General features: G+C 39.1%; 10 protein-coding genes. 5 read left to right on the forward strand and 5 right to left on the reverse strand.

Annotated elements, in window-relative coordinates; genetic code table 11:
- Positions 1 to 4: 4 nt before the first annotated feature.
- Entirely contained in the window at positions 5 to 388 is a 384-nt protein-coding gene (msrB, locus tag H3T44_RS02660; RefSeq protein ID WP_110438365.1) for a peptide-methionine (R)-S-oxide reductase MsrB, read from the reverse strand.
- 366 nt (positions 389 to 754) lie between these two features.
- Here msrB and gpmI point away from each other — a divergent pair, with 366 nt between their 5' ends.
- The 4 genes from gpmI to H3T44_RS02680 all read left to right on the forward strand — a co-directional run bounded on the left by gpmI (position 755) and on the right by H3T44_RS02680 (position 5,900).
- On the forward strand, positions 755 to 2,281 hold the full coding sequence (gpmI, locus tag H3T44_RS02665) for a 2,3-bisphosphoglycerate-independent phosphoglycerate mutase (RefSeq protein ID WP_110438366.1): 1,527 nt from the start codon (positions 755 to 757) through the stop codon (positions 2,279 to 2,281).
- A gap of 273 nt (positions 2,282 to 2,554) precedes the next feature.
- Complete coding sequence (locus H3T44_RS02670) at positions 2,555 to 3,745, forward strand: murein hydrolase activator EnvC (protein ID WP_198195911.1); 1,191 nt, start codon at positions 2,555 to 2,557, stop codon at positions 3,743 to 3,745.
- A 117-nt stretch (positions 3,746 to 3,862) separates the two neighbouring features.
- On the forward strand, positions 3,863 to 5,422 hold the full coding sequence (locus tag H3T44_RS02675; protein ID WP_198195912.1) for a S41 family peptidase: 1,560 nt from the start codon (positions 3,863 to 3,865) through the stop codon (positions 5,420 to 5,422).
- Positions 5,423 to 5,432: 10 nt separating this feature from the next.
- A complete protein-coding gene (locus tag H3T44_RS02680) occupies positions 5,433 to 5,900 on the forward strand; it encodes an RNA pyrophosphohydrolase (protein WP_155580730.1) in 468 nt (155 codons plus the stop codon).
- Here the strand turns inward: H3T44_RS02680 and H3T44_RS02685 are convergent, their stop codons facing one another.
- The 4 genes from H3T44_RS02685 to H3T44_RS02700 form a co-directional block, all read right to left on the reverse strand.
- Entirely contained in the window at positions 5,901 to 7,481 is a 1,581-nt protein-coding gene (locus H3T44_RS02685; protein ID WP_110438370.1) for a DHA2 family efflux MFS transporter permease subunit, read from the reverse strand. It abuts the gene before it with no gap.
- Entirely contained in the window at positions 7,478 to 8,584 is a 1,107-nt protein-coding gene (locus H3T44_RS02690; RefSeq protein WP_198195914.1) for an HlyD family secretion protein, read from the reverse strand. The genes H3T44_RS02685 and H3T44_RS02690 overlap by 4 nt, the downstream gene beginning before the upstream one ends.
- A gap of 27 nt (positions 8,585 to 8,611) precedes the next feature.
- Positions 8,612 to 10,369 carry an ABC transporter ATP-binding protein gene (locus H3T44_RS02695; protein WP_198196122.1) on the reverse strand — a complete coding sequence of 586 codons (1,758 nt, stop codon included), beginning with the start codon at positions 10,367 to 10,369 and terminating at the stop codon, positions 8,612 to 8,614.
- 117 nt (positions 10,370 to 10,486) lie between these two features.
- Entirely contained in the window at positions 10,487 to 11,686 is a 1,200-nt protein-coding gene (locus H3T44_RS02700) for a CCA tRNA nucleotidyltransferase (RefSeq protein ID WP_198195916.1), read from the reverse strand.
- A 396-nt stretch (positions 11,687 to 12,082) separates the two neighbouring features.
- Between H3T44_RS02700 and H3T44_RS02705 the strand changes: the two genes are divergently transcribed.
- On the forward strand, positions 12,083 to 12,694 hold the full coding sequence (locus H3T44_RS02705) for an ankyrin repeat domain-containing protein (protein WP_197037447.1): 612 nt from the start codon (positions 12,083 to 12,085) through the stop codon (positions 12,692 to 12,694).
- Positions 12,695 to 12,697 lie beyond the last annotated feature (3 nt).

Here is a 12,697-nt window from a genome sequence, read left to right on the forward strand (position 1 = left end):
TAAACTATTTTATTTGTCTTTCAAAATTGAGTGCAATCCCGTTAATACAATACCTTTCCCCATTTGGCGCAGGTCCATCCTGAAACAAATGACCCAAATGTGCCTTACATCTGGCACAATGAACCTCAATCCTTTTCATATGATGACTTGTATCTACTTCCGTTTCGATCGCACCATTTATTACAGAAAAAAAAGATGGCCAGCCACAACCACTTTCAAATTTCATATTTGCCTTGAACAGGGGTGCATGACAGGCAATACATTGATACACCCCTTCTCTCCATTCATAATTCAAAGGACTGCTGCCGGGTGCTTCAGTACCATGATCTCTGATAACGTGTAATTGCTCTGGAGTTAGATTCATCATCCATGAATTCTCTTTTTTCATTTTTAAAACCTTTATATTTTTAATTTTTTATAAAAAAATCTATTATTTACAAATTATTTCAATAATAATAAATAATTTTAATTTATTTAAACAATTATACTTATATTTATTAATTATTTTTATATAATTTCGTTAAAATTACTGATATTATTTCAAGCATTAAATAAATATCCCCATGAAATCAGATTATGAATCATAATATTATGATTTTCCAAAATATGGTTAGTTTATAAGATCATAGTCAATCATTGATAAAATTTAAATTCTGGTTGCATTCATTTATCTACTTAACTAACTTTTAACTATATAACGTTCATCAAAAACAAAAATCAAAACGATCCATGAACAAATAAACAGGACATAAAAATGACTCAAAAAAAATATCGCCCCGTTATGCTGACAATCCTTGACGGATTTGGGTATAACCCAAATAAAAAAGATAATGCTATTGCCAATGCCAGTATTCCCAATATTGATGCACTTTTTAAAAATTCTCCACATGCTCTTCTTGATGCAAGTAATGAAGATGTTGGATTGCCTCATGGACAAATGGGAAATTCTGAAGTCGGACATATGAATATCGGCGCTGGCCGTGTCATTATGCAAGAACTTCCAAAAATTACCCATGCCATTAAAACTGGAGACATTCTGAAAAAACCATTGTTTAAGGATTTTGTTGAAACCCTGAAGAAAAATGGCAAGACTTGCCATTTACTCGGACTTTTCTCACCAGGAGGCGTGCACGCCCATCAGGAACATGCCATTGGTCTGGCCAAGGCCTTACACGATTATGGCATTAAAGTTGCACTACATGTCTTTACTGATGGACGTGACACTCCTCCTGAATCTGCGAGGGGCTATATAGAGACGGCTTTAAATGAACTACCAAAGGATGTAAAGATTGCCACTGTTTCAGGACGTTATTATGCAATGGATCGTGATAAACGTTGGGATCGTGTTGAAAAAGCCTATGATGTTATTGTAGAGGGCAAGGGTCCTCACAAAACGGATGCGTTAGCTGCAATCTCTGAATCATATAATCAAAAAGTTACCGATGAATTCATCGTGCCAACAGTTATTGGTGATTATAAGGGAATGGAGGATCAAGATGCCGTTTTATCCTTTAATTTCAGAGCTGATCGTATCCGTCAGTTAATGGATGCGTTATTGGAACCTGATTTTACAGGTTTTAAACGTACCAAAACCGTCCAATTTTCTAAAGTGTTGGGGATGACACAATATAGCGATACATTAATCAAGAAAATGGGCGTGCTATTCCCACCAGAAACATTAACCAATGTTCTGGGTGAAATCGTTTCCAACGCTGGATTGAAACAGCTCAGGGCTGCGGAAACGGAAAAATATCCTCATGTCACTTATTTCTTGAATGGTGGTCGTGAAGACCCCTTCCCTGGCGAGGATCGTATTCTGGTCAACTCTCCAAAAGTTGCAACTTATGACCTTCAACCTGAAATGTCGGCACCCGAATTAACTGAAAAAGTTGTAAATGCCATCAACAGTGAAAAATATGACCTGATCGTTGTCAATTTCGCAAATCCTGACATGGTGGGTCATACAGGTAAGATTGATGCTGCCATTAAAGCGGTTGAAGCGGTTGACAAAGCTATAGGAAAAATTGTTCCAGCCATCAGGAAACAACATGGAGCCCTAATTATTACGGCTGACCATGGAAACTGTGAAATGATGGTTGATGAAAAAACTGGTGAACCTCATACTCAACATACGCTTGACAGAGTTCCCGTTATCCTTGACGGTGTTGAAAATGTTCAACTGCATGACGGTCGTTTGGCAGATCTGGCACCAACGATTTTAAAATTGATGAATTTACCACAGCCCAAGGAAATGACAGGTAAAGTGCTGATCAAAGAATAAAATATTTATCAACCGAGTTTTGCATGTCATTAACGAACCTTTAGAATAATTCATTCTAAAGGTTTTTTATAATCTTCATTTTATCACTGTAAAATTTTAATATATCAATGATTAAATATTTTTACATAAATTGAATTTATCGAGGCCGTTCTGAAACTCTGTCATTTATCTTCATTTTTTAAATTTCATGTTTTTATATTTATAATCCAGATAAGTATTTTCCTTACCGGACTACCCCATCATGCCTGTGCTCAACAGCAAAAGCAAACGAGATTGCAGCAAATTCTGAATAAAAGCGAACAAACACAAAAACAACTTTTGAAAGAAAAAGAAAAAATAAATTCAAATTTGGAAACTATTCAAAAAGAAAAACAACGTGCAATTTTAAAAGCCCAGCAAGATAAAAAGCGAACGCATCAAATCAATAACAATATGGTTCAGGCAACTGAAAAACTACAGACAACCGAAACCCGAATTCAGGAAATTAACAAGGAAATAACAAATCTGAAATCTAAGATTGTAACCTTGAATATACAGTTGCAAAACGAATCAAAAAATTTTTCAAAATTCCTCCCCTTAATTGAACGGTTATCCCTATATCCCTCAGATACATTACTCGCGGCGCCTTCGCCATCCTCTCATACAACAATAGGTTTGTCCATCATACAGAACCTATCCAAGCAGCTGGAAAATCAGGCAAAAGTTCTTAAGCAACATAAAGAGGAAATCAATCAGCTACAAAATCAATTTACAATTCAGATCACGAATCTTGCCCAACTTCACAAAAAACAGGAAAATGAACAAAATCAATTAACCAAGGCTTTAAAGCAGGCCCGCATCACTCAACAGGAATCTGCCAAAACGGTTTTTGAGATTTCCCAGAATGCAGCTAATGCAGCTCAGAAGGCGCAAAATCTTAATGATGCAATTCGACAGATCAATCTAACAAAAATCAGGGCACAACGCGCTTTAAAAGCTGAAATTATCCGAGCGCAAAGAGCACATAATATGGCACGATTGCAGAAAGCACGGAAAGAGTCAGCCATGATCTCATCAGCCAACAACGGTCCTGGTCTCAATTCAAGAACCACATCCAAGGCCAATGCACCCGTCATCGGACCCATTGTCTCATTATGGGGAAGTAAAACAGAAACTGGTCCAGCGCAGGGAATTACCTATGCCCCCCAATCTCAAGCAACAGTCCGTTCCCCTTGCAGCGGACTAATCGAGTTCGCTGGACCTTTTAGAGGGTATGGGCACATGATCATTCTGAATTGTGGAAAAAGCTACCGGTTCGTGTTGGCTGGTATGGATAGTTTATCCGTAGCCATTGGACAATCGATCCAAAAAGGGATTATGATCGGTCAAATGCCGGCCTGGTCAGGCGGAAAAACCGGACGTCCCACCCTTTTTGTGCAATTACGACGGGGCGAGAGAGCAATCAATCCATCTCCTTTTTTATAAGATAATTTCGTTTAATTTTATAATGGTAAAGATATTTCTTAACATATAACATGATTTTAATTATAAAAGACAGGTTAATATTTCCACTTTAGGATCAAGTATTAGGAGAAAATCAGCATGAAGTTCCGTACAGGATTATTGCTAGGTACGACACTTTTTATCGCTGGCATTGGATTGGGATCACAGATTCAAAATTGGATACGGTCGGATAACCAACTGACCATTCAAGCATTGGCCGAAGATGTAAAAAAAGATCAGGTACAAAATAACAGTGCTGAAACCTATCGCTTACTCACCTTGTTTGGAGATGTGTTTGAACGCGTTCGAGCCGGCTATGTTGAGCCTGTTGCGGACAAGGACTTGATCACCAATGCGTTGAATGGAATGTTGACAGGACTTGATCCCCACAGTTCATATATGACGGAAAAACAATTTGCCAACATGCAGATTCAAACCAAAGGTGAATTTGGTGGCCTTGGCTTGGAGGTACAAGAAGATGAGGGGCATATTAAGGTGGTTTCACCAATTGATGGAACACCTGCCGCACGGGCCGGTATTAAACCCGGGGATTATATCATTGCGATTGATGGCAAAAATATTGACGGAATGACCCTAAATGCAGCCGTCGATAAAATGCGTGGCAAACCTAAAACACAAATCACCCTGACTTTGATCCGTCTGAAAGAACCGAAACCTATTAAAGTAACCCTGATCCGTGAAATCATTCACATTCAAGTAATAAAGTCAGCTCTTTATGATCGTATAGGCTATATTCGAATTTCTCAGTTTAACGAAGAAACAGAGAAAAATATGCGTCAGGCCTTTGATAAACTACAAAAAGAAAGCAACCACAAACTTGCCGGTCTGGTCATTGACCTTCGTAATGATCCAGGCGGGCTACTTGATCAGGCTATTTCTGTCAGCCGGGATTTCATAAAGGAAGGTGCCATTGTTTCAACCAAAGCACGCAATCCTAAGGATAATCAAAGATGGAATGCCAAGGGGAAAGATATTACCAATGGATTGCCTATTGTCGTTCTTATTAATGGAGGTTCGGCATCGGCAAGTGAAATCGTGTCTGGAGCTCTGCAAGATCATCATCGTGCTGTGCTCGTAGGGGAAAAAACCTTTGGTAAGGGATCTGTTCAATCTGTCATGCCTATTCCTGGAAATGGTGCAATCCGCCTAACGATAGCGCGATATTACACACCATCTGGCCGTTCAATCCAGGGGTTGGGTATCAGCCCCGATATCAAGGTGCAAGATAGTTACGATGCACCAGAATTTAGCATTCGTGAAGCTGACCTAAATCATATTATCAAAAATGAAGGCGGAAACCAAACCAAAGCTCCCATCAGAAATGATCTACCTGCAATTGCGAAATCAATACCGGCCCAGCCTCCTAAAGATTGGGCAAAATTTGATTATACGAACCCCTCAACTGATTTCCAGTTACAACAGGGTCTAAAAGTTATAAGATCCATGGCCGGATTATCCAATGATAAACCTTTTCCTATCCCATTAAAAAAATCGGCCTCTTTGGACAGTAAAGGTAAAAACACCGTTCAGCAAAAACCTTCCAACGATAACAAAGCCAATTCTTCAAAACAAGAACAAAAGCAGCCCAATCATCAGGACAAGTCTGTTCCTGATCATCCTGCTATCCATTCCAAATAAGGATTTTATCATGAAAGCCCTACCTTATCGTCGTAATGTTGCAGCTTTTATCCTTAACAAAAAAGGGGAAATTTTCATTGCATTACGCCATGATCTGGCAAAAGATGGGATATGGGCCTTTCCCCAAGGTGGGATCGACAAAAATGAAACCCCGCAAGAAGCGCTTAAACGTGAATTGTTGGAAGAGATTGGTACAAGTAACATAGAAATTCTGGAGGAATATCCCGAATGGTTATCCTATGATTTCCCATCCAATATAATTGGCAATCCTCTTAAACGTAAGTATAAAGGACAAAGCCAAAAATGGTTTGCTGTTAGATTTCTGGGGAAAGATAGCGATATTGATCTAAATACCCATAATGAAAAAGAGTTCAATGAATGGAAATGGATTTCATCTTCCGAATTGGCGAAAATCAACACCGGGTTCAAACATGATCTTTATCAAAAAATAGCCGAATATTTTCATAAATACATGTAATTAGCTATCTGCCTTTTTTTTCTTTGCTGTATAGCCATCCAGAAAAAAACAAAATGGTACGAGAAGAAAAGCCAAACAACCTAAAATCATAAATACATCGTTAAAGGCCAAAATTGCCACTTGTTTAATGAAATCCTGATAAAGATACTTCATGGCTGTTTCTGCCTGATCCTGTGTTGCATATCCCAATTGCTGAGCCACTGCACGCATATGTGCCAAATAATCATTAAAAGGCTGATGGAAAGGAGACATCCAATGTACCATGTGTGCCTGATTTACCTGCCTTCTTTCAGTGATTAAAGCTGTTGCTCCAGAAATACATAAGGCCCCCAATACGTTTCTTGTCATACTAAACAATGCCGAAGCATCTGCATTATATTTTTCTTCAATTGTCATAAAGGCAATAGTTGAGAGAGGAACAAATAGGAAAGCGAGACAAACCGATTGTGATATCCTGTACATGACCAAATGCAAAAAATCCGAATTTGGCACCAAGTTGGCTGAATAAAACAACGCGCAGCCGAATAGGAAAAAACCCATCGCTATTACATAACGTATTTGAACAACATTGATCACTTTGCCAATAACAGGAATTAAAATGATGATGGCAATCCCACCTGGTGTCAGAACCAATCCCGAAAGAAAAGCCGTGTATCCAATAATCTGCTGCGTAAATTGTGGAACAATTACAGCTGATGCATATAGACATCCACCCAATCCAGCCATTAAAATTGAGCTTATTGCAAAATTACGATCTTTGAATACTTTTAGATCAACAACAGGATTTTCAGTATAAAGAAGCCATATTATTGCGCCTATGATACCAATTACGGAAAAAAAACCCAACCAACAGATGAAACCCGAACCAAACCAGTCAGCATTTTCCCCACGATCCACCATGATTTCCAGGCAACCAAGTCCCAGCGTTATTAAGCTGACCCCAATATAATCAATTCGTTCACTACGCTTTCTGGCCCAAGGCGGATCATCAACAAGCATGGCCACTGCAAACACTGTTATAATACCGACAGGAACGTTAAGAAAAAAAATCCACCGCCAGGAATAACTATCCGTGATCCAACCGCCCAAGGATGGACCCAATACAGGTGCAACCACAGTGGCAATTGCCGTTAGTCCGAAAGCTGCCCCCCGTTTATCTGGAGGGAAGGTATCGAGAATTATCGATTGCTGGTTTGGTTGAAGCCCCCCCCCAAAAAATCCTTGCATTAGGCGGAATAAAACGAGCTGAGCCAAGCTATTCGCGATACCACATAAAAAAGAAGATACGGCAAACATGAATATACAAATAAGAAAATAACGTTTTCGTCCAAGGATCCTTCCTAACCATCCCGAAATTGTTAAAACAATTCCGTTAGCCGCCAGATAGGAGGTCAATGACCAAGTCGCATTATCATAGGTTGTTGATAAACTGCCGGCGATATGAGGCAAAGATACATTGACAATTGTCGTGTCCAGAATTTCCATAAAAGCGGCAAGAGTTACGACAATGGCAATTAACCATGGATTATGTTTTGGCTTCCATTCCTCTTTTACGGTATTTAAAGTAGCGGATTGACTCATTTCGTGTAAACCGTTGGCACGACTGAAAGACCTATGGCCAAGGGAACATTGGGATCCAGTCCTTCATCAATCAATATTTTAACAGGAACACGCTGTACAATCTTGACATAGTTACCCGTAGCATTTTCTGGTGGAAAAGCACTAAAGACAGATCCCGTTCCTGCCTGGATTGAATCAACATGCCCCTTTAGTTTCATAAATGGATATGCATCCACCTCAATTTTGACCTTTTGACCCGGACGAACATTGGTAATCTGTGTTTCCTTGTAGTTTCCAATTACCCAAACCTCTGGTTCAACTATGGATAAAAGGGATTGACCAACGGTTACATAACTGCCCTGCTCAACGTTACGTTTGGAAATCCATCCATCATGCGGTGCCCTGATTTCAGTCCATCCAACATTTAAAGCGGCCGTTTCCAATTGTGCTTCCGCTGCCTTAACAGCCCCACCCTGATCAGAAACCTTACTTTTGACATTGCCAATATTGGCTTCGACTGGAGTGGCAATTAAATAATTACCTTCAGCTCTGTCCACTTCCGCTTTTGCCTGGTTAAAAGCGGAAGTGGCGTAATCAATCGCCTGCTGGGTTGTAGCAGGACGCGCAATATTATGTTGACGAACATAATCCGTTTTGGCCTTGAATAATTGCGCTTTCGCGGCTTCCAGTTGTCCCTCGGCAACTTTTAGCTGACCTGGATAATTCTTTTTTGCAACTTCCAATAAATATTGTGAGGCAAGATACTGGGCTTTTGCCCTTTCCAAATTACCTTGCGCCTGTAAAAGAGATGCTTTGTAATCCCTTGCATCAATCCTCAACAAAACCTGACCCTTATGGACAAACTGATTATCATTGACCAATAATTCAGTCACGTAACCATTGACATGCGGTGCGATCGTAATGGCACGCCCGGCGGTAAACGCATCATCCGTACTAACATCATTACGTGTAAACCACCAATATAAACCAATTAAAATGACAACAATGATCATAATGAAAAACATTAGATACCGGATTGCCTTTTTTTTATTTTTGGGATTGGTGGATTTTTTTTCTTCAGATGAATCAAGATCCTGTTTCGAGTCAGTTGTATCCGCTGTCATAAATGTCCATCCACAATGATAAAATTATTAATAATCCAGATTCTGCGTCTGTATCAATCTGGCATACATGCCCTGCTGTTTCATTAAATAATCATGATTTCCCTGTTCTACAACTTTCCCATCCGAAACAACGATAATGACATGGGCTGTTCGTATAGTAGACAAACGGTGGGCCACAATTAAAGTCGTGCAATCCCTTCGCAGTTTAGCCAAGGCTTTTTGTATGACATGTTCACTTTCCGTATCCAATGCACTTGTCGCTTCATCCAATAACAATAAACGAGGGTTTCTTATTAACGCACGTGCAAGGGCAATTCTCTGACGCTGACCTCCTGAAAGACATTGTCCACCATGACCAACATTTGTATCCAGGCCTTTTGGTAAATCTCCAAGAAAACGATTGATAGCTGCCCCTTCCAAGACTTTTTCGATCTCCTCTTTGCTTGCATACGGATTACCGATCCGAATGTTATCGATAATAGACATATCAAATAACAACGGATCTTGTGGAACATAGGCGATTGCTGAACGCAATTCATGAATTTTGATGTTCCGCAAGTCAACGCCGTCAAAAATGATCTGTCCCTGCTGTATATCGTGTAGACGAGGGATCAAAGTCAACGCCGTTGATTTTCCCGCACCCGAGGGCCCAACCAGGGCAACAGTCTGGCCCGGTTCAATTTCAAAATTCAAACCATGCAATCCGACTTCACGACCTGGATAAATAAAATGCACATTTTGAAATTGAATTTTCCCTTTTCCATTAGGTAAAGGCAGTGCATTCATTTTATCTTTTATTTTGATAGGTTGATCAATAATATTAAAAATACGGTTTAGACCAGATATGCCTTCCTGCATTGCCGCATTTAAAGATCCCAAAGCCCGCAACGGTCTTGCCGCCAAAAGCAAAGCCGCTACAAAGCCTGAAAAATCCCCCAAGGTTGCACCGCCCATCGCAGCACGCCAGCCAGCAAATCCTAAAACCGCCGCAACGGCACTTCCTCCCAAAACTTCCATAATTGGATCAACTTTTGCACGACCTCGAATAATTTTTAGAGTAGCATCATATAATTGATCAAATGATTGACCCAACCGTCTGATTTCACGCTTTTCCATTCCATAGACACGAACGGTTCTGGCCTGTGAAAAAGTCTCATTCAATAACGCTGCGGTTTTTCCAACCTGTTCCTGCATATTTCCGGATGCTTTGCGCACTCGCTTTCCTAATTTTTGAATAGGTACAGCAGCGATTGGATATAATAGAGCCGCGATTAGACTCAACTCCCAATCCATATAGAACATCGAAACAATCAAACTAATAACCGTAATTGCATCTCCAAACGCATTAACCATTCTTATCATGGCTTCACGTATGGATAATGCATCAGTGGTAAAACGGGCGGAAAGCTGTGCGGGGGCTTCCTTTTCAACTAACGAGATATCTGCATGAACCAGATGCAAGAACATTTTTTTCTGCAGCCCCCGTATAATCTGTAAAACCAAATCTTGTACGGAAAGCGTCTGAATATATTGTGACGCGGCCTTTGCGGCCGTCACCATAACAACCAGGGCGGGGATCTGATACAAAATTCGAGGATCATTATCCTTAAACATATCCAATGCGCGCTTTATTACCAAAGGGTATAAAGCTGTCAATCCGGCCATAAAAATTGTCGAGATAACAATCAATAAAATACGTTTCGGATAAAAACGTATTTGCTCTCTCCATAAACGTTGAAGAAAAGGCCAGCTTTTATCTTCCCCCAGTATCAGGGATAAAATCATCTTTCTTTTAGTTTGTTTCTTATTGTATTTCTGTTCTTGATTCACGCTTTGATACTTTTACATGGAGCAAATGATATGAAAGCTTTTTAACCCAAATTAAAATATTAAATCGAATATTTAATCTGTATTTTTCAAACTGTGTCTTTTTAACCACTCTATACAATCCAAGGCGGAAGCATAACATCCACCATCAATCCACCATATTTTAACCGATTCAAGAATTTTCCCCATTATTGGACCTTTTTCAACTCCCAGTTCAATTAAATCCTTACCTTTTACGGGGAAAACTGGTGTCGGTATATCAATAACCCGTTTACGCCATTTATCCCATAGAATGAAATCATCATCCTGGTGTTTAATCTGTTCTAGCCAGCTTTGGCCAATAAGAACGTCAAGAGAATATAATGCCTTTAATTGAACAAGCCGCTTATCCGATGCATCGGCTTTTAAGGATAACGGTTTTTCCAATCTTGATAAGAATTTAGCATCTTTATTGGACAATTTAAACTTTTTTGCAACTATTGTGGCAGACCCCTTAATTAAGGCAGACAGGCGGATAATTGCATTATCAGGCACTCCTGCCGCGATAAGTTTAAGAAACGGATCAATACGATACCCAAAAGGCATTAGAACGGTTAAAACCCCATATCTATCCATCAAATTTAATACATCCCCCGCTCTTGGACCCGTGATAATCTTTCTTAATTCTGACCAAACTCGCTCTGCCGACAAAGTATCAAGCTGTGTCGCATAAAACTGAATGGCATTCACAGCATCTAAATCCGGTTGAGTTTTGCCATAGCGTGCATAAAAACGAAAATATCTTAAAATCCTTAAAAAGTCTTCTGCAATACGTTCATGTGCCGTTCCTACAAAACGAACATGACCTAATGAAAGATCTTCCTGTCCATGGAAATAATCCCATAATTTTCCGTTTTTATCACAATATAAAGCATTAATTGTAAAATCACGTCTGGCAGCATCCTCTCGCCAGTCCTGTGTCCAAACAACCTTGGCATGTCGCCCATCAGTCTTAATATCCTTACGTAATGTCGTTATCTCATATGAATGATGATTTATTATTGCCGTAACTGTTCCATGTTCAATACCTGTAGGTATCCCCTTTATCCCTGCCCGACTTAATTTTTCAATTATACGGTCAGGGAGATCCATGGTTGCGATATCAATATCAGAAATTGGTTTCTGAACAATCAAATCCCGAACCACACCGCCAACTAAGCGTGCATTAGGAAAAATATCCCATAATTTTTTTAAATCCTTTTTGGATTGATCAGGTAATTTATCCAAAATATTCATGAAACAGTCACTTTTATAATCATTCTATTGAAACGACCCATCCTATTCCTTAGAGATTAATTCAACAACAGACCCATCAATAATTCTTTGCGGCTTTGCAAACCTGTCAGTAAACAATACAAAATTAAAATTATTTTCTTGAAAATTTATATCATTCCCATTTCAATTCTTTCTTGATGAATAATGGTTATGTTATAAATCTATCATGTCCACATCATTCCTATTCTGAATTTTATCATTATGTCATAACAAATAAACTGTAAATGCATATCCATGAACTTAATATGCAAAATATCTTTTGAAATATGATATAAAGAAAGTGTTTCTTATTCATGATTGATTTGATAAAAGAAATATTAGCTTCAGGATTTTGGTTTCTATCAAGAGAATAATCACATGAATTATCAATCTCGTTTATTATCTTTGCTATTCTGCCTTGCGTTCAGCGGATATTTTACATTACCTGTCCTGTCTGGCGTTGCCCAGACAGCAAAAAACAACCCTGAACAAAAAACATCAAAAGTAACTTCTTCATCCAAAAACAACAAGCAAAATAGTCAAGCAAACAAAACATCAACAAATGATGACGATGATGATCCAACTGATGATGATTCAAATGATGATGATAGCAAAAATCCAACACAATCCCTCTTTGAAGCGATCAATGTCGGAAACCTTTACGCTGCACAAGATGCTTTAAACCGTGGTGCCGATTTACATGCAACCAACGTCTTGGGTCAAACACCTCTGGAAATGTCCATTGATCTTAATCGCGATCGCATCACCTTTTTGCTTTTGTCAATGCGTGGCTATAATAACTCACCTCAAAAACTAAATGGTGATAGAGAAATATCAACGGTTTCGGTTAAAAGTGAAAAAGGACATTTATCCATTAAAGGTCAAAATCAACGTAAAACTGTTTCAAATCTCAACCAATCAAACACATATTCACATTATAACAATATTTCCAAACCTGAAATCGGCTTTCTCGGTTTTAACAAAAGCTAGGTT

This window comes from Commensalibacter sp. M0355 (assembly GCF_016101365.1).
Lineage (GTDB): Bacteria > Pseudomonadota > Alphaproteobacteria > Acetobacterales > Acetobacteraceae > Commensalibacter > Commensalibacter melissae.